The sequence below is a fragment of the Paenibacillus tuaregi genome (assembly GCF_900086655.1).
Taxonomy (GTDB): domain Bacteria; phylum Bacillota; class Bacilli; order Paenibacillales; family Paenibacillaceae; genus Fontibacillus; species Fontibacillus tuaregi.
Map to the genome: position 1 here is coordinate 4,963,493 of NZ_LT575476.1, position 18,608 is coordinate 4,982,100.

The 18,608-nt window shown below is 52.4% G+C and carries 18 protein-coding genes; 6 read left to right on the plus strand and 12 right to left on the minus strand.

Features of this window, described 5'->3' with window-relative positions:
* Positions 1 to 31: 31 nt before the first annotated feature.
* Both BN6628_RS22300 and BN6628_RS22305 read right to left on the minus strand, forming a co-directional pair.
* Positions 32 to 616: a low molecular weight protein arginine phosphatase gene (locus BN6628_RS22300; RefSeq protein WP_068620695.1), complete on the minus strand. Its 585-nt coding sequence runs from the start codon at positions 614 to 616 to the stop codon at positions 32 to 34.
* A 56-nt stretch (positions 617 to 672) separates the two neighbouring features.
* Positions 673 to 1,233: a manganese efflux pump MntP gene (locus BN6628_RS22305; protein ID WP_068620697.1), complete on the minus strand. Its 561-nt coding sequence runs from the start codon at positions 1,231 to 1,233 to the stop codon at positions 673 to 675.
* A gap of 471 nt (positions 1,234 to 1,704) precedes the next feature.
* Here BN6628_RS22305 and BN6628_RS22310 point away from each other — a divergent pair, with 471 nt between their 5' ends.
* Positions 1,705 to 2,157, plus strand: a complete 453-nt coding sequence (locus BN6628_RS22310; RefSeq protein WP_068620699.1) for a DUF2269 family protein — start codon at positions 1,705 to 1,707, stop codon at positions 2,155 to 2,157.
* A 212-nt stretch (positions 2,158 to 2,369) separates the two neighbouring features.
* On the opposite strand, the gene BN6628_RS22315 is transcribed toward BN6628_RS22310, so the two are convergent.
* The 9 genes from BN6628_RS22315 to fni all read right to left on the minus strand — a co-directional run bounded on the left by BN6628_RS22315 (position 2,370) and on the right by fni (position 12,218).
* Complete coding sequence (locus tag BN6628_RS22315; RefSeq protein ID WP_068620701.1) at positions 2,370 to 3,230, minus strand: DUF72 domain-containing protein; 861 nt, start codon at positions 3,228 to 3,230, stop codon at positions 2,370 to 2,372.
* A gap of 57 nt (positions 3,231 to 3,287) precedes the next feature.
* Positions 3,288 to 3,644, minus strand: a complete 357-nt coding sequence (locus tag BN6628_RS26985) for a Sua5 family C-terminal domain-containing protein (RefSeq protein ID WP_068620703.1) — start codon at positions 3,642 to 3,644, stop codon at positions 3,288 to 3,290.
* Positions 3,641 to 4,201 (minus strand): L-threonylcarbamoyladenylate synthase, encoded by a 561-nt coding sequence (locus BN6628_RS26990; RefSeq protein WP_454188894.1) that lies wholly within the window; start codon positions 4,199 to 4,201, stop codon positions 3,641 to 3,643. The genes BN6628_RS26985 and BN6628_RS26990 overlap by 4 nt, the downstream gene beginning before the upstream one ends.
* Positions 4,202 to 4,533: 332 nt before the next feature.
* Entirely contained in the window at positions 4,534 to 5,229 is a 696-nt protein-coding gene (gene spoIIR / locus BN6628_RS22330; protein WP_068620707.1) for a stage II sporulation protein R, read from the minus strand.
* A 503-nt stretch (positions 5,230 to 5,732) separates the two neighbouring features.
* Positions 5,733 to 6,914: an FtsW/RodA/SpoVE family cell cycle protein gene (locus tag BN6628_RS22335; RefSeq protein WP_068620709.1), complete on the minus strand. Its 1,182-nt coding sequence runs from the start codon at positions 6,912 to 6,914 to the stop codon at positions 5,733 to 5,735.
* 396 nt (positions 6,915 to 7,310) lie between these two features.
* A complete protein-coding gene (gene prmC / locus BN6628_RS22340) occupies positions 7,311 to 8,180 on the minus strand; it encodes a peptide chain release factor N(5)-glutamine methyltransferase (RefSeq protein ID WP_068622546.1) in 870 nt (289 codons plus the stop codon).
* A 25-nt stretch (positions 8,181 to 8,205) separates the two neighbouring features.
* A complete protein-coding gene (gene prfA, locus BN6628_RS22345; RefSeq protein ID WP_068620711.1) occupies positions 8,206 to 9,273 on the minus strand; it encodes a peptide chain release factor 1 in 1,068 nt (355 codons plus the stop codon).
* Positions 9,274 to 9,744: 471 nt separating this feature from the next.
* Positions 9,745 to 10,845, minus strand: coding sequence for a redox-regulated ATPase YchF (ychF, locus tag BN6628_RS22355; RefSeq protein ID WP_068620715.1), 1,101 nt, complete (start codon positions 10,843 to 10,845; stop codon positions 9,745 to 9,747).
* Positions 10,846 to 11,183: 338 nt separating this feature from the next.
* Positions 11,184 to 12,218, minus strand: coding sequence for a type 2 isopentenyl-diphosphate Delta-isomerase (gene fni / locus BN6628_RS22360; RefSeq protein WP_235847746.1), 1,035 nt, complete (start codon positions 12,216 to 12,218; stop codon positions 11,184 to 11,186).
* A gap of 741 nt (positions 12,219 to 12,959) precedes the next feature.
* Between fni and BN6628_RS22365 the strand changes: the two genes are divergently transcribed.
* Positions 12,960 to 14,498, plus strand: coding sequence for a phospholipase D family protein (locus BN6628_RS22365; RefSeq protein WP_235847685.1), 1,539 nt, complete (start codon positions 12,960 to 12,962; stop codon positions 14,496 to 14,498).
* A gap of 121 nt (positions 14,499 to 14,619) precedes the next feature.
* On the opposite strand, the gene cls is transcribed toward BN6628_RS22365, so the two are convergent.
* On the minus strand, positions 14,620 to 16,128 hold the full coding sequence (cls, locus tag BN6628_RS22370) for a cardiolipin synthase (protein ID WP_068620717.1): 1,509 nt from the start codon (positions 16,126 to 16,128) through the stop codon (positions 14,620 to 14,622).
* 189 nt (positions 16,129 to 16,317) lie between these two features.
* On the opposite strand from cls, the gene BN6628_RS22375 reads away from it, so the two are divergent.
* The 4 genes from BN6628_RS22375 (at position 16,318) to BN6628_RS22390 (ending at position 18,599) form a co-directional block, all read left to right on the plus strand.
* Positions 16,318 to 16,902, plus strand: coding sequence for a TetR/AcrR family transcriptional regulator (locus BN6628_RS22375; protein ID WP_068620719.1), 585 nt, complete (start codon positions 16,318 to 16,320; stop codon positions 16,900 to 16,902).
* Positions 16,903 to 16,923: 21 nt separating this feature from the next.
* Positions 16,924 to 17,262, plus strand: a complete 339-nt coding sequence (locus BN6628_RS22380) for a DMT family transporter (protein ID WP_068620721.1) — start codon at positions 16,924 to 16,926, stop codon at positions 17,260 to 17,262.
* The gene (locus BN6628_RS22385) at positions 17,262 to 17,576 is read left to right on the plus strand and encodes a DMT family transporter (RefSeq protein ID WP_068620723.1); all 315 of its coding nucleotides are present in this window, start codon (positions 17,262 to 17,264) and stop codon (positions 17,574 to 17,576) included. Before BN6628_RS22380 ends, BN6628_RS22385 begins: the two co-directional genes overlap by 1 nt.
* Before the next feature lie 81 nt (positions 17,577 to 17,657).
* Positions 17,658 to 18,599 carry a TetR/AcrR family transcriptional regulator gene (locus tag BN6628_RS22390; RefSeq protein ID WP_082927018.1) on the plus strand — a complete coding sequence of 314 codons (942 nt, stop codon included), beginning with the start codon at positions 17,658 to 17,660 and terminating at the stop codon, positions 18,597 to 18,599.
* Positions 18,600 to 18,608 lie beyond the last annotated feature (9 nt).

Below are 18,608 nucleotides of genomic sequence, written 5' to 3' on the forward strand. Positions count from 1 at the left end.
TATAGCAACCCGGCCTGATTTGCAAGCCAAATTACTGCGATCCATCCCGCTTCAACATGTCCAGCAGCTTGTCCAGTGCCGTGCGAATCTCTGCGGCCGTCCGGTCGTAATCCTCCCGTGATCCGCCGAACGGATCAGAAATATCATAGACCGGGATACGCTGCCGAAGCTCAATAATTCGCTCGGCATCGGCTTCGCTAAACGGCTGTCCAAGCGACATATTCAGTTCCCTTGCCGCGAGCAGGCTGTCCAGCTCCTTCAAATCTTCAAGTACCCGTTCATCATCTTCCACGTATTCTTTAAGCGTGTAGGTCTTGCCCGCAGCATCCGGGAACACCTGAATAACCTGGCGTTTATGCCCTTGGGTAAGCGTAAGAATCAGATCAGCCCATTCGGTAAGCTCCGCCCGCAGCGGCGTTGAGGTAATCCGGTCATGAATCTCATGATCACGCAGAACCCCTTCCGCATGATAAGAAATCTGAATACCTTCCGCAGCAGCGACTCCGGCTGACCTTACCTCCACGTCAAGCCCGCGCTCCTTCGCAAGCTTGCGAAGCATGCCTTCAGCCATGGGGCTGCGGCACGTATTCCCTGTACATACAAACAAAATCCGCATCTGTGCCTTCACCTCCGGAAACTGACTGGCTTATGCGCCATAGTCCCTTTATTGTATCAAAAGATAAACATCAGTCCAAATGCCAGCAGGACCGCTCCGCCTGCCGCCTCCCCGTAATCCCCCAGACTGTGGCTGACCCTGCGGCCGAGCAGCAGACCCAGTACAGACATCACTCCACCAAAAAAGCCAAAAGCCAACACCGTAATTACGAGATCACTGTGAAATAGGCCAAGGGAAACCCCAACCGAAAAGGAGTCCACGCTGACACTCATCGCAAATAACAGCATGCCCAAAAAACTGCGTATGTTCACTACTTCGGTTCCCCCGCCGCGTATGGAGCTTATGATCATATGCAAGCCGAGCAGGATGAGCAAACCGCCTGAGACATAGCTGGCCACCTGTCCAAGCAGCATGCCTAAGTATTCACCAGTGAAGATGCCCAGCAAGGGCATCAGAATATGAAACAAGGCAATGACCGAACTGATCCGCAGCACCTCACGCAGACGAACCCCTCTCATGCCGATCCCTATGCCCAGAGAAAAAGCATCCATTCCCAGAGCGACCGCCATCATGACAATGGTGGCCAGTTCCCCCAGCCGCTCGGCTGCTTCATGCATTCCTCATTCCCCCATGTCCGCAAATCAGAAGTTTGGCTTTCCCTACAGAAATAGGTATGCGGACAAGATAGGGTTCATGACAGCTTATCCCCTGCCATCCAGCAGGTTCCTTCTATACGATGCCGTCCGCCGGTCCATGAAGGCCCGTCGGTGCATAGAAAGCAGAATATGAACACATGGTTCACACCTACACCCATCCAAGCACCTGGCCAACGCCACCCCTGCCTCAATGCTTTCTTTCCCATGTGGTAAGCGGCCCACCTGGTAGAGCTCGAAGACCACAGGAAGAAGGAAAAGCTGGCTCAAGAGGACTGCAAGAAAATGAAAGGGGATAGAAAGCCCCGCTTCCTACCTCAAGAAACTATGAACTTGGCATGAATTCATACGGACAAGAGTAAGATGAATCAGGCGAACAAGGCGGCAAGCCCCCGCCCTGTTTCATATCAAAAATATTAAGGAGGGGTATCTCCTATGGAGGCACTTGAAAAGCTGCTGGTGCTTATACACGTACTTGCAGCCATCATTGGCATCGGACCTGCTTTTGTACTTCCGATGATCAGCGGCTTCGCCCGGACAAGCAGCCAGCTTAAGTTCGTTTATAAAATGAACATCGCTCTGGGCAAGTTCCCTAAGATTGGAGGAATCACCCTGCTTGTGACGGGCGTGCTCCTCATGATTGTTGATCAGACCGGCTTTAGCAAAATGTGGCTTAACCTCAGCCTCGTTCTGTTTGTTCTCATTGAGATACTTATTCTGGCTTTCCTTGAGCCCACGATGAAGAAGGCGGGCCAGATCATTGCACAGCACAACGGCGAGGACATCCCCGCCGCCTACGAACCTTTTGCGCATAAGCTCAATTACTTGAATAAAACCGTGCATGTTCTAACCGTACTGGTTATCATCCTGATGGTTATACGGCCTTAAACGAAGGGAATTTCTTGGGCTGTGATCCAACTTCAGGCTGCCACTGTGAGATTTAATCCAAACGTACGACAATTCAAAAATTAAATAGGCCACGTTTCAAAAGCTGAAACTCCCACAACTACCACACCGCCGTTCAGCATGGCAGACCCCAAATCGGCCGGCCCTGCACTCCATCTGCCAGGCACAGTTAACAGTTAATCCCGCAGACAACCTCAGGCTTCCCCGAACAAATCCATTTGGCGCGGGGCGTGAGCCGCCGGCTTCATGCCGAGCAGACTCATCATTTCCTTGGCATTATCCGCTGCGTCCCCGCCGGAGTTGTTGTTGAAAATCATATAAATATCCCCTGCGTCTTTCTCTTCCAGCAGTCTAAGATGCTCCCGCCACTCGGTAAGCTCTTCCGTTGAATACCGGTAAAGTGTCCGGATCTCCCGCCAATTTGGCGCGCTGCTCATCTTCCAGCCTTCCGCGTTCCTGCCGTGAAGACGGATGAATGTCTTCCCTGCTGCTCCCGGCTCAAGCACTGTAGGCACTGACCCCGGACCAATCTGGGGTTCATCACAGACCACGTGGAACCAGCCCTCTTCGCGCATGAACTGAATCGTCTTCTCCCGCGTGTCGTCTTGGAACCAGCTGGGGTTCCTGAATTCAACAGCCAGCGGCAGATCGCCCATCCATTTACGGATGGCCCGAAGCCTTCGGACACTATCCGGTGTACAATCGAACCAGGGCGGAAATTGAAACAGAATGGCATTCAGTTTGCCCGCATTCACCACGGGATCAATGGAGCGAATGAAGGCCTCGAACATTTCACCAGGCCCGGCAAATTTCTGATTCTTGCCGCGCGAGTGCCCTGTCATGCCTTGATAAGCCTTCACAAAAAAACTGAAGTGATCCGGCGTGCTGTCCACCCAGCGCTGGAAATTATCCTGGGACTGTATGGCATAGAAGGAGCTGTCCACCTCAACCACCGGAAAATGCTGCCCGTAAATACGCAGTTTCTCCCGGGCCGGGGTACGCGCAGGATACAGATCATCATGATCTCCCCATCCGGTCAATCCTATCTGGATCATCGCCATCCCGCCTTTCCAATAGATCTATCCGCCGGTTATCTCCGGCGGCCATCACCGCTATACGTCTATTACCTCATTGCCCGCCGCTTTAAGCAGGCGGTTCATCACCGCTTGGCCGAGACCCTCCTCCGGGCAGGCCTCGGCAACCATAAAGGTAGCGCCCTCTTCGTCGAAGCGGCGCAGCCCCGCATAAAGCCGGTGCGCCGCGTTCTCCAGCGCACCGAGCGGGCCGAGCGGGATTACGACGCTCGCCCGGTACTGCGGCAGGTGCTCGTCATACGCGAGCACCCCGGTCACCTCGCCGCGCGCCTCTGCCGCGGCGAGCAGCTCCTGGACCCGGCGCGTCACAGCCGCCGGGTCGTCCCCACGCACTATGCGCAGACTGCCGCGCGGCGCATAGTGCGTGTATTTCATGCCCGGCGACCGCGGTGCCGGGCTGCTGTCTGCNGGCCCGGCCAATAGGCCTTCATCAGCCTGCGGGCTGTATCGTTCACTTCAAGCACAAGCTCGTCCAGTTGGGACAGCTCCGCAATATGAACGATCAGAGGGTTGTCCGAAGGTCGGCCCTTGGCTGCGAAGATCCGCTCAACCGCCTCCGTACTGCGTGCGTCCGCTCCCAGGCCGTACACCGTTTCTGTCGGAAAGGCCACCGTCTCTCCGGCTCTGAGCATCGCCGCGGCCTCAAGAATAGACTGCTCAGCGGACTGCTCCCTGGAGTATTGCTCTTGAGTCAACTGCTCTTCAGCAGATGGCTTCTCAGTCGTCCGCTCCCGATTGGATAGGCGGCCATTCGCTTGCTGTTCCAGTCCACCCTTTTCCGGTTCGCCGCCTGCCTCAGGGTCCACGATCAGGCCCCTCACATCCCAATACTTGGTGACAGTTTGATTATCCTGACTCTTCCCTTTATTCTGTTTCAGCTCATGATCGTGTTCCATATAGAAGCCCCATTCCATTGTTTTCTGTAGGTTCATAACATAAGAAAAGCGCCCCACTCCCAGCAGGCGCAGACTGCACCAGTTCCAGGCAAGTGAAAGCACTCTCCGGTTCAATTATGAATTCCCTGAAGACCGAAACGACCGGCCCATACCACCCTTGGCGGTTAAATACTCATATCACTACTAAATAGCAGCGTTAAATCCAGATTAAACACGGAAGGTTCAAGGTTTCGGTAAAACTTGTAAGAATGCGAATCGAATTTAGAATAACAATAATTTTACCATAAGTGCTGTACAAAACAAATTGCTAATCAGAATACTAATCAGATTACTAATCAGGCAACACCTTCAAGCAGTTATCCCGCAGCTTAACCAAACAAACTGCCCACCCAGTGGAAGAATCCGCTAAGCAGTTCCCAGAGGAAGAACCGGACCTTTGGCGCCTGCTCAGCCTTCTCTCCTTGTTCTGCCCCGCTCTTTTGGCTACCTTCGGCCGATGCCGTCTTGATGTCGCCCGCCTTCTGTGCGACCGCATCTCCTGTCCCCGCATCGATGAAACATAGCGGTGGAAACAGCACACACCACCAGTTCTGGCCCGTCCCAGATCCAAGGGTTACCCGAACCGCCTCATAGTCACCCGCAGGATAAACTTCACCACCATACATCTTCGTAGGGAAGGGAACAACGCCCAGCTCCACTTTATAGCCATAGGTCTCACCCTTCGCCTTCAGTGTGCGCCCTACCTGCTCTTCGATTTCCGGCAGCTTCTCCCGGACAACCGCACGGGCCTCTTCCAGGCTTTGCGGGTTCTCCAGCGTTTTCACCCAGCCATTCATCTGTTCAACTACCGCATCCCGGACGCTCCGTTTAACCACCTGGTCCTCCGGCCGGTCCGAATTCGCTAGAATCCGCAGCCGGATGGAGTCCTTCGGAATCTCCGTACTGGTGACCGCCGCATCCGTCTTCTGCTCTTCCCAGGACATCACTAGAACTGCTATACAGATGACCAGCAGCACCACACTGCGCAGCCTGCCGATTCTTTTTCCCCCGTATCTTCCCGCCATTTCCAATCTCCCCTTTACCGTTAACTCCTGATGTCTATCAGTATGTCCGGTGCCGGGAGTCTTAAACCTATGAATCTAGCAATTTATGAGAGAAACAAAGATAAAAACAAAAAGCCGCCTACCATGGCCACGAATGGCCGGCAGGCGACTTGCTAAACTGCTGTTTGCTTTAGGTCCCGGAGTGGGAGCTGCACCCTTTCCGTAAAGTCGGAACGAGGTCGCGCTAAACAGCTGCTTCCAGGGGACTATCAGACAACTCCCCTAAACTCACTTGGATGTACTGGCATCACTGTTCTTGGTGCTCCCCCCGATTAACCTGCTTAGAGACTAGCAAGACACTAATGGTCTGAACCCAACTTCAAATTTCAAGGTTGCTCCCGGGTCCATCGTCTCTAATTTCGGTCAAGAAGTGCTGGGAACAGCCGCTTCCTAATTTAGAGTCAGTATACTTGGATTCACTCTGGTTGAAGTCCAGAACAATGGCAAATCCGGTTCCAAACCCATTACGTCGACCGGTTCAAAGAAGCGCGGGTAGTCTGCGGAATATCATCGTCAACCTCATGACCATGAATCCGTACGCTCATCGCCAAGCCCAAGCTAGCCATATTGATGAGAAGCGACGTCCCCCCGTAACTGATGAACGGCAAAGTGATCCCGGTGAGCGGCATCAGCCCCATGAACATGCCGACGTTCTCGAAGATCTGATACAGCCACATCGACACTATCCCCACAATAAGCAGCGGGCCGGTCCTATCCCTGCACTCTAGAGAGATCAGAATGAGACGGTGTATCAGAATAAAATACAGCAGAAGCAGCACCGAACATCCGAAAAACCCAAACTCCTCGGCCACCACAACAAAGATCGAATCCGAATACGTATAAGGTACCCGCATGGATTGAACATACGGACCCTGCATATACCCCCTACCGAACATACCACCAGCTGCAATGGCCACACTTGCATTTTTGGTATGGTAGGCAGATTTCTGACTGGCTTCCTCCGGCATCAGCCATGGGTCAATCCGGTCCAACCAGTGCTGCTTATTCGTCGACTTTAGTGTTGTAGCAATCTCGTCGTGGAAAGTTATATAGGCCTTGATTCCGCCAACAACCGCCACGGCCGTAATCACCAGAATAATCAGAGCATGAGAATATTTCATTTTCCCGATCCACAGCATGCCCAGAAGAATGACTAGGTAGCTGAGCCCGTTCCCAATGTCATTCTGAACCATCGCCATTCCGAAAGGAATGAGTGTCACAAGCCCCAGCGGAACAACATCCTTCCAGAACGACAGGCTCATCCGGTATTTCCGCCTTAAAAGGGCTGCCAGCGTGATAATCAGCACCAGCTTGAACAGCTCTGCTGGCTGGATACTGAGGGGACCGAGATTCAGCCAGCCTTGGGCCCCGTTGACCGTCTCCCCTTTTAGAATAACGATAACCATCAGAATCATACCGGCCCCGAACAAATACATGAAATACTTGGTTAAGATTCGGAAATCAATCAGCATCATTCCAAAAAAGGCGATAAATCCGGCGATATAGAAAAAAATCATCCGGGTATCATAGCCTTTAAATTTCGGCCAAGCAGCTACACCACTATGGATCAGCACGATGCTTAAAATCCCGAGTATAAATACAATAAACACAATCGACCAATCAACTTTTTTAAACTTGTTAAGCATGAAGCGGCTCCCTTCACGTTCCCCAGGTACAGCATTTACAACTGTTCTTCCAGAAGTTCATCTATTTAATCTATATACAGGTGATCTATATAAGTTGAACAAAAGATCGTATGGATGCAGGCATCTTAGGTGAAGTGTTCTTTAAGGTCAAAGTTTTTTGCAGATTGTCTGATCTAATAATAGATCCATTCCCCGATCTTTCTTTAGTTCAACCTCTACAGTTCCTTATGCATGTGCGTAAGAACCACGTTAAATCATGTCTATCCTGACCTATGGTCCCTTCGCGGGAACAAGCGCTGCATATTCCGTCTCATTCTAATATAGTTCGAGTCTTCTATGAAACGCAAATATACTGGGATATCGATCAGGGATTTCCTTATAAACTTCCCACCATCATCATGAAATCCGGGAGATTCCCACCACATGGCGGTCGATCCCCGCCAAATCCGGAATAGTCATAATTTCCTCCCAGTGCCCGGCTTCTCTAAGGAGTTCAGCCACATCACCAGCCTGGCCCATGCCCAGCTCAAAACCGATCAACCGCGGCGGGGCCGGCAGAAGCTGGAGCTGCTGCATCATCACCCGGTAGGGCGCCAATCCGTCAGGCCCCCCGTCCAGAGCCAGCCGCGGCTCATAATCTCGCACCTCAGGCTGCAGCTCTTCAATATCTGCCGCAGGAATATACGGCGGATTGGACACCACAATGTCCAGCGGCTCGCCCGCGAACGGTTCAAGCAGATTCCCTTGCTTGAACGTGATCTCCAGCCCGAGCCGGGACGCATTCTCCCGCGCAAGTGCCAGCGCATCCGGCGACAGGTCCCCAGCCGCGATCCGCCACGCGGGACGCAGCGTCTTAAGGGCGGCGGCAATCGCGCCGCTGCCCGTGCCGATATCGGCCGTGCGCGGCGCGCCGCCCGGCCACAGCTTGGCGCCTTCGGCGGCAATGGCTTCCACAAGCAGCTCCGTCTCGGGACGCGGGATCAATACGGCCGGGGTGACCTTGAAGGTCAGGCCGTAGAATTCCTGCTCCCCGGTGATGTACTGCGCAGGCTCGCCCGCCGCCTTCCGGCGGATAGCTTCTTCCCAGGCGGGCGCATGCTGCGCCGGGAACGGATCGCGCAGGGCCATCAAGTATTCGGCCCCGCTCAGCCCCAGCACATGCCGCAGCAGCAGCTCGGCATTGGATTCAGGCTCCTGAACCCCAGCCGCCGCTAAAAAAGAAGAAGCCTCCTTAAAGGCTTCTATCAACAGCAATCCCGAAGACATGGTATAACTCTCTGTATTCAAGGACTTATTCTCCTTTGTCCATCATGTCCGCCTGCTCGGCAAGCGTTAAGGCGGAGATGAATTCTTCAATCTCCCCGTTCATCACTTGATCCAGCTTGTGGACCGTGAGACCGATGCGATGGTCTGTTACACGGCTCTGCGGGAAGTTGTACGTACGAATGCGTTCACTGCGGTCGCCCGTACCTACCTTGCTCTTGCGTTCCCCCGCGTATTTCGCTTCTTCTTCCTGGCGCTTTACGTCATAGATCCGCGCGCGAAGCACTTGAAGGGCCTTCTCTTTATTCGAGTTCTGGGATTTGCCGTCCTGACACGTCGCCACAATACCCGTAGGAATATGGGTCACGCGTACAGCCGATTTCGTTGTGTTAACCGATTGGCCGCCGGCACCGCTGGAGCAGAACGTGTCTACCCGGATATCCTTGTCATGAATTTCGATATCAAAATCTTCAACTTCCGGCATAACCGCAACCGTAGAAGTAGAGGTATGAATCCGGCCGCCGGACTCTGTGGAAGGAATCCGCTGAACCCGATGGGCGCCGCTTTCGAATTTCATTTTGCTGTAGGCGCCGCGTCCATTGATCATGAAGATGACCTCCTTAAACCCGCCGAGGTCGCTCGCATTCACGTCCATCACATCTACACGCCAGCCCTGGGAATCTGCGTAGCGCGTATACATCCGGTACAAGTCAGCCGCGAAAAGGGCCGCCTCATCACCGCCCGCGGCACCGCGAATTTCGACGATAACGTTTTTATCATCATTCGGGTCCTTCGGCAGCAAGAGAATACGAATCTTCTCCTCCAACTCCTGATGGCGGGCGGTAAGCTCCTCAATCTCCATCTTCACCATCTCACGCATCTCGTCATCCAGCTTCTCAGCCTGCATGGCTTTCGCCGCATCTAGTTCTTCAACTACGTTCTTATATTCGATAAAAGCCTCGTAAGCAGGCTGTAAGTCCGATTGTTCTTTGGAATAATCTCTCAGTTTCTTCGTATCATTGGCCACGTCAGGGTCGCAGAGCAGCTCGCTCAGCTTCTCATAACGGTCTGCAAGGGACTGAAGTCGGTCTAACAAAGAAAGCACCTCTTTTCGTTACATATTTCCCACAATATTGTTAGGGTAAACGACTTTTTATTATAGCATGGTTGTTCGATTTTGAATAGATGGACGGCGTGAAAAATGCGCCTTTTTCCGGCAGAATTTATCCGTTATATAAAATGAACTTATGAAGGTTACCCTTATCGGGCGCTGCGCTGCCAAGTGTTCTTTAAGGCCGCTGTTGTCTCCGAAATGCTTGAACTAGATATCCAAGTAGGGGCATTCGGGAGACAAAGGCGTACGCTACGCTTCTTCAGAATCACTCGGCCTCTCCGCTTAGAGAGGATAATTCCAAAGTTCGATTTATTTAGAACTCCTGCGGACAAAGATGGGCTTTCTGTTTATTTTTCCATCATTGCACTTATTCTAATCAGACAAAGAGAAACCGTGCTCCCCTGGGGTAAGCACGGTTTCCTGTGATCGTATATGATTTCAACATCCGTTAAATTAAACGTTGAAGCGGAAATGCATGACGTCGCCGTCCTGCACAACGTATTCCTTGCCTTCCAAGCGCAGTTGACCGCGTTCCTTGGCAGCGTTCATAGATCCGGCAGCCACCAGATCATCATAGGACACCACTTCGGCACGGATGAAGCCGCGTTCGAAGTCGGAGTGAATGACTCCCGCAGCCCCCGGAGCTTTAGTCCCCTTGCGGATCGTCCAGGCGCGAACCTCTTGCACACCCGCTGTGAAGTATGTATACAAGCCAAGCAAACGGTAAGCTGCCTGGATCAGGCGGTCAAGGCCTGATGCCTCAAGCCCCAGCTCTTCCAGGAACATCGCTTTGTCTTCCCCTTCAAGCTCGGCAATTTCAGCTTCCACCTTGGCACTGATCGGCACAACCTCCGCATTCTCGGCAGCAGCGAACTCTCTAACCTGCTGTACGAACGGGTTGCTGTCGGCTTCTGTCACGCCATCCTCGCTAACATTTGCCGCATACAGCACCGGCTTGAGCGTAAGCAGGTGCAGGTCGCGCACAATCGCCTTCTCATCATCGGACAGTTCAACACTGCGTGCCGGCATATCGTTATAAAGTGCTTCCTTAACACGCTCAAGCACTTCCACTTCCTTCTCGTACTGCTTGTTGCCGCCCTTCATATTCTTGCGGGAGCGTTCAATCTTCTTCTCGACACTGTCGAGATCCGCCAGAATAAGCTCCAGATTGATCGTCTGGATATCGCTGATCGGATTGATTTTACCGTCCACGTGGGTAATATTCTCGTCCTCAAAGCAGCGGACCACATGCACGATCGCGTCCACTTCACGAATATGGGCAAGGAACTTATTACCGAGACCTTCCCCTTTACTTGCACCGCGCACCAGACCGGCGATATCCACAAATTCAAATGCTGTAGGCACCGTACGGTTCGGCACCACCAGCTCAGTCAGCTTGTCGAGACGCTCATCAGGCACCTCCACGACACCCACGTTTGGGTCGATGGTGCAGAACGGATAGTTCGCGGACTCGGCCCCTGCCTGCGTAATCGCATTGAACAGTGTCGATTTGCCAACGTTCGGCAGACCCACGATTCCTGCTTTTAAAGCCATATCTATGACAACTCCTCATTATTGTAATTGCTCATCTTCTTCAACCATAGTACATATACCCCGCCAATATTTCAAGGAGAGTAGGAGAAAAACCTTCTCACTTCCATAAACGCAAAAAAACCCATCCGCCGGATTGGGTTCCCGTCTGCCTATTAATTCCATTTGAGATAACCTGGCGTCCGCCCTCCCGGACTTACTCCAAGAGAGCGAACGAGGTCTGCAATTTCCACTATAAGGGTTGCGGACCAATAAATCAACTTAAAATCATTGTAAACAAGTAGGTTTTATCAGAAAATCTATAATCAAGCAAAACACTGTCAGTCAGCCTCGTTCCCCATCTATTCTTTATCCAGACTAACCAGGCGCTTCGTGTCCTTAAGCGCGCCCACATCTGCCGCCCCTATCCCGAACATCGCTGCCCGCAGCTCGAACTCTACGCGGCTCAGCACCTCATCGAGTTCCTGTTCTGACTGGACAGCAGGTCCAAGCAAGGCTTTTCCGAAACCGGCCATATCGGCTCCCAACGCCAGCGCCTTGGCCGCATCCACCCCGGTATTTAAGCCACCGCTTCCAATAATGGCATACCCGGGCAACGCCGCGCGAACTTGACGGATGCATTCCGCTGTCGGAATTCCCCACCCTGCAAAGGCTTCGGCTGCCTGTCTGCGAACCGGGTCACTGCTGCGGAATTTCTCCACCTGGCTCCAGGAGGTGCCTCCCGCTCCGGCAACATCGATGAAAGCAGCTCCTGCGTCGCGGAGCCTTATCGCCGTCTGGTCGTCAATCCCCCAGCCGACCTCTTTAATGCCTACCGGGACAGGCAGGCTGTGGCACAGCTGTTCAATCCGCTGAAGCAGACCGCCAAAAGCGGTATTCCCCTCCGGCTGAAACACCTCCTGAAGCGAGTTCAGATGAAGAACCAGCAAGTCCGCCTCAGCGATCTCTACTGCCCTTCGGCACTCTTCTGTGCCAAATCCGTAATTCAGCTGCACCGCGCCCAGGTTGGCAATCACCGGAATGGTTGGTGCCTTGCGGCGCACAGCAAACGTCGCCTTAAGACGTTCCTGCTCCACCGCCGCACGGACTGAACCAACGCCCATGGCCCAGCCCCTGCGTTCCGCCGCTTCGGCAAGCCGTTCGTTGATCCGCCCCGCTGCTTCACTTCCGCCTGTCATGGAACTGATTAACAATGGTGTACGTACCGGCCGCTCCAAGAAGGAAGTCTGCAAGCTGATCCGGTCAAAATCGATCTCCGGCAGCGCATTATGCCGGAATACATAACGTTCGAAGCCAGCAGTCAGACCTACCGCATTCACCTCTTCATTCAGGCAAATGCGGATATGCTCCGTTTTCCGCCCAGAGGTTGCCGAAATGGCCGTATCCACCAAACTTATACCGGAATCATGCGCTTCGCCAGGCTTAAGTCTCATACTATCCAATGTATTACGGCCATCCGGACTCAACTTCCCTCTGCGCATCCGTCTATTCCGTACACTCAAACGATCCTTCATCTATACCTCCTAATCCCTGCCGTCCAGTCCAACTTAGCACAGCCTAACCCAGTTTAGCCTGTGGCAACTTAACGGCGTTCAGTTCTGACTGCAAATTTTATTCACGTTATATAAAATGAACTTATGAAGGTTACCCTTTTGGGGCGCTGCGATGCCGAGTGTTCTTACGACCTCTGTTGTTTCCAAAATGCTTGAACTAGATATCAAAGTAGGGGCTAAAGTTCATCTTATATAACTTATTTAGCTCAGCCTTCGTTCCTTTATTCAGCCCTATCTAGGCCGCACGTAGTTCAGCATACCAGACTTTAAGGGCCAGAAGTATACCTCTCATCCTCATTTCATCCGGCTTTAACTCATCATCCCTTATATAAGTCTGCAGTTATTCATACAGAAATGACAACGAGTACATAAAATTCAGCCAGCTGTTTGAATCCGATTGCCTAAAGGAGATAAGGCTAGGCTGGTTGTTCTCCGGCATGATTACAGTTTGTCTGCAGCCGTATTCTTCCAAAACTTTCTGTGCTTCAACTTTACCTCAATTATGGTAATGATAAGAACTGACCCACATGGCTGCTTTAAGGCCAACAAGAGGAGGAGTAAGTATTGGCATCTTTGTTTAAAAATAATACGGCTGCTTCCAAAAACCGCAAGCCAAAGCCGTGGCTGCGAAGAGTCCTTCTCATCCTGCTGCTCTTGATTATGTGGTTGTCCGCCGTTATGGTTTACCAGACCCATAAGCGGCTTCCTCAAGGGGTTTCTTACGAAAGCCCCGTCTACTCCGTTGATACAACGGACTTCCTGTATGATCTGACATATCCGGATGGGCACGGCGGATTCCAGCAGGAACGGCATATTTATGACCGGATGCTGCAGATGATTGGGGAAGCCCGCCAATTTATCGTGCTGGATTTATTCCTTTTTAATGATTATGTACATAAAGGCCAGACCTATCCCGATATAAGCGGAGGCCTCACCCGTAAGCTGCTTGAACAAAAACGGAAGTATCCGAAGCTGGACATTGTGTTTATTACCGATGAGATCAATACGAATTATGACTCGGCTCCAAATCACCTGTTGGAAGAGCTGAAGCAGGCCGGCGCACAGGTAATCATCACCGATGTGAACCCGCTGCGGGATTCCACTCCCGCCTATTCAGCGGTGTGGAGAACCTTCTTTCAATGGTTTGGGCAATCCGGGACCGGTTGGATTCCCAATCTGATGGCCTCGAACGGTCCGGATATTACGGCCCGCTCCTATCTAAAGCTGCTGAACGTCAAGGCCAATCACCGGAAGGTGTTAGCGACAGAGAACAGCGCCTTGATCTCTTCCGGCAATGTTCATAATGCAAGCGCCTTTCATTCCAATATAGCCTTTGAGGTCAGCGGGCCGGTAATCCAAGACATACTGAACAGTGAGCAGGCCGTGGCTAACTTCTCCGGCGGGGGAAGATTGCCCAAATGGACAGGAAGCCAGGCCAGAGGACAGTCAGACAACCCGCAGAGCCGCACCGGCAGTACCGCAGGTAAAACCGCATCGGAGAGCGGTAAGCTGCAAATCCGCTATCTCACGGAAGGCAAAATCTACACCTATTTGCTAAAGGCTATTCAAGATTCGCAAAAGGGCGACACACTCTGGATGGGTATGTTCTATCTGGCGGATACAAAAGTCATGAACGAGCTGGTGGCTGCAGGAGAACGTGGTGTCCAGCTCCGTCTGATTCTGGACCCGAACCAGAATGCGTTCGGCCAGGAGAAGATCGGTCTGCCCAACCGCCCGGTCACAGAAGAGCTTCTGGCCCGTTCGGGTTCAGCCATGCAGATCCGCTGGTACAATACAACGCAGGAGCAGTATCATACCAAGCTGCTGTACATTGCCAAGGCGCAAGGGCCAAGTGTGATCCTGGGCGGCTCCGCCAACTTCACCTCCCGGAATTTGGATGATCTTAATCTGGAGAACGATCTCTGGATCTCTGCTCCGCGCGGAAGTCAACTAACCCGGAGCCTGGATCAATATTTCGAGCGTATTTGGTACAACCAAGGCGCCGATTACAGCCTGGACTATAGCGCTTATCACGAGAAAGCCGTCTGGTTCAAGGACGTTCTGTTCCGCCTGCAAAAGGCGCTCGGATTTACAACCTACTGACCCCCGCACAAAGAGGCGGGTGCAAGGGGATATCTCCTTGCACCCGCTTTTTCTATATAAGTTACAAACAACGTGTACATTTAGGCGAAGCCTAGGGGCGTCTTAAGGGCCAGGCCTCACTTTAGAGCAGAGGGGACATCAGCCGGGCCGCCGATTCCATAAATCGGACAACGATGCGCTTTTGCATGAACGCTTTCCGTTCGATCAGCTTTGTGGAATGCAGATCCCGCTCGAAGTCCTCTACGATTTTGCGGACACTGTCACTCTGGACAAGCAGCGCACTGACCTCGAAGTTCAAATGGAAGCTGCGCATGTCCATATTCGCCGTGCCGACCGAGGCTACTTCCCCGTCGGCAATCAGCAGCTTGGCGTGCAGGAAGCCCTTTTCATACTCATAGATCTTCACCCCGGCTTCCAGCAGGGAAGGGAAGTATGAGTGGGAAGCCAGAAACGGGAGCCACTTATCCGGCTTGGCCGGGAATAGAATGCGGACATCGAGGCCCGATATGGCCGCCACGCGAAGGGCTGTGAGAATGTCCTCGTCCGGAATAAAGTATGGAGTCGCAAGCCATACCGATTTCTTGGCAGATGTAATGATCGAAAAGAAGATGTCCTTAAGGGACCGGCTTTCATTATCTGGGCCGCTCGGCACGATCTGCACCGCACCGCTGCAGCCCACCTCAAGCTGAGGGGACAGGTATTCCAGACCGATAATTTTCTCACCGGTAACATAAAGCCAGTCCTGGAGGAAAATAATCTGAAGGGAGCGCACCGCTTCCCCTTTAACCAGCATGTGTGTGTCCCGCCAGAATCCGTACGTCTTACTCCGGCTGAGGTATTCGTCACCGACGTTAAGCCCGCCCATAAAGGCGGTATTGCCGTCAATGACCACAATCTTGCGGTGATTGCGGTAATTGACACGGCTGGACAAGGCCAGGAACCGGACCTGTCCATAGATGCCGATCTTAATTCCAGCTTCCCTCATTTCGTTCAAGAACGTCTTGGACAGCCCAAGACTGCCCACCGCGTCAAACATAAAACGGACCTCGACCCCCTCGCGAGCTTTTGCGATCAGGGTCTCCTGGATCTCCCGGCCGATTTCATCAGCCCGGTAGATGTAATACTCCATATGAATATGATGCTTCGCCATCTTCAGTTCCTTAAGCAGCGAGGAGAATGTCTCCTCGCCGTTGGTCAGCACCCGGGTGCGTGTAGCCATGGAGCAGGGCGTGCGGGCGATTTTATGAGACATCCGAAGCAGCTTCTGCTGCCCCGGACTGAATTCAGAGAGGTCAAAGGCCGCATGCAGGGTATTGTTGTCAATGAGCTCGTAAGCCTTCTGGTCCTGCATTGCTTTCTTGTCGAACTTCCGCCGTTTGAAGTAGTTCTGTCCCAGCAGAAAATAAAGAACAAGCCCGACAACCGGCAGCAGGACCAGCAGCAGGATCCACGCAAGTGTGCTGGAAGGATTGCGGTTCTCCATGAAGATGGCCATCCCCACGGTAATCACCGTCAAGGTCTGGAATATGCTGACCAGCGTTCCCCCGAAGCTGCCGAAGAAGCCGAAGCCCAAAAAATAAAAGGCAAATAAGATTGCCGCAATAAGTAAGATTTGAAGCCCACGTCTCATGCAAGTAAGTTCTCCTTTTCCACGATGTTCACATGCTACCCCCATTTTACATGAACCTGTCTATTCCTCCTAACAATATTACGCCAATAGCTGTAAACGGATTCAAAAAGGGCAGCACCGATCGGATCTTGACTTATAAGGGGAACTGTGAAAAAATGGCTCCTAACGATCGTTAGGTAGGTGAAAGAGATGACGGAAGGCAAACGAAAATTGCAGAAGGCGGCCCTGCTTCATTTTGCAAGGGATGGGTATGAGGGTGCTTCTCTTCAGCATATTGCACAGGATGCAGGCATGAAAAAGCCCTCGATTTATGCCCATTTTAAAGGGAAAGAGGAACTGTTCATGTCTGTGCTCAGCCAGGTCTTCAAAGAAGGCCGCCACCGGATTACAGCTTATTTCCTCCGGGAGATGGACACCCCGCTGGAACAAAGGCTGCACGGATTATTCCTGATGCTTCAAGAGGAGTACATGCGCAACCGGGATACAAAGTTCCTCCTGCGAATGATCTTCTTCCCGCCTCATGCGGTCTATGAAGAGGTTATGGCTGTGATTTACCCGTTTCTCGACTCGCTTGAGAACAGGCTGGTCCGGCTGCTGAAGGAGGAATCCATTCGGGGCAACTTTGTGACTGCGGATATCCGCCAGGCGGCTGTGGCCTTCATGACCTTTGCGGACGGAATTATGGTGGAACTGCTGTACGAGAATCCCGAAAGATCGCGTAAACGGCTTGATGCGGTCTGGCCGGTCTATTGGAAAGGCATTCAATGTGAATAGGATACGAAGGAGAAATGATATATGAATAAAAACTGGCTGTTTGTCCTATTGGGAGGAATTATTGAGGTGGTCTGGGTCACCGGACTCAAACACGCGCATACCTGGGAAGCCTGGCTCGGCACGGCCGCGGCTATTGCCGCCAGCTTTTGGCTGATCATCGAGGCCTCAAGACGGCTTCCGGTCGGTACGGTATATGCGGTATTTACCGGAATTGGCACAGCGGGAACGGTTCTGACCGAGATGCTTGTCTTTGGGGAGCCCTTTAACTGGGTGAAGACTATACTGATTGCACTGCTCCTTGCAGGCGTTGTCGGTCTGAAGCTGATTACAGATACCCAACATGAGGAGGCGAGATCATAATGGCATGGCTTATTCTTGTTCTGGCAGGCTGTTGCGAAGTGTTTGGCGTCATCGGAATCAAACAGGTTACGCTCAGAGCCAATCTGAGCGCTTACCTGCTGCTGGCGGCAGGCTTTCTGTGCAGCTTCTCCCTGCTGGCTCTGGCCATGGAGACGCTGCCTATGGGCACAGCTTACGCAGTATGGACCGGGATCGGAACCGTGGGAAGCGCTTTGATCGGGATGCTGTTGTACAAAGAGCCCAAGGAGTGGCGCAGACTGGTCTGCATTGCCCTTATTCTAGGTTCAGCCATAGGTCTCAAGGTGATCCAGTAGGAAATTTGTATCTCCTCTACCAGATGTATTATAATTTTTTTGACCCAATGGTCACGTAGAGAACCAAGAGGTCAGGAAGGAGTGAACAAGCCGTTGTCTGATAAGCCGGCTGACAAGAAGAAGTTCATCATCAGAACAGCCATGGAGCTGTTCTCCATCAAAGGCTCATCTGCCACCTCCATGCAGGAAATTGCGGAACACTGCGGCATGTCGAAGGGAAGTCTGTATCTGCATTTTAAATCCAAGGAAGAGCTTGAGCAGAGCATCTACACCTACTGCTACCAAATGCTGCACGAGCAATTGGTGCAGGTAGATCAAGAGCAAGGTCTGACTCCCAAGGAAAGCCTGCGCAAGCAGATAGAGACACTGCTGAGTTTGGTTCTGGAGCTTCGCGAATTCCTGCTCATGCAGATTAAGGAATGGGTTACCCATGGCAAGAAGAACATGGAACCGCAGTGTGTCAAGGATAACAATATGCGCATGCTGAAGAGGGCTCAGTCGAAGCTGCTTCACATATACGGGCCTGAGATTGAACCCTATACAGCTGACTTGACCCTGTTCATACACGGTTCCCTGGGCTCATATATCCGTCTGCTGTTTGACCCGAGGCTGTCCATTACGATTCAGCAGATGTCCGGGCACTTTATGTTTATGCTCGATGCGCTGTCGGAGGGACTGCTCGCCAAACGCCCCGGCCCGCTGTTCTCTTCCGAGCTGCTTGAACAGTGGGTTCATGATGGATTTAGTCCAATTCAGGCCAACCCGCATCCCCTTCAAGTCATCAAGGCGATGAAGATCACACTGAAAGGGCTGGATCTTCCGGAGCCCCGCAGGGACGAAACGCTGGATTCCCTGGTGATCCTAGAACAAGAGCTCCTTGAGCTTCAGCCTAGACGTGCCATCCTGCTCGGCATGATGCGCAATTTGAAAAACATTTCTGAGATGGAAGAACAGTTCAAGGAACTAGAGGCTGCTCTGTTTCAACATATACAGTCAAGACCCATACCTGTTAATCACGGGTGACGTTAAGAG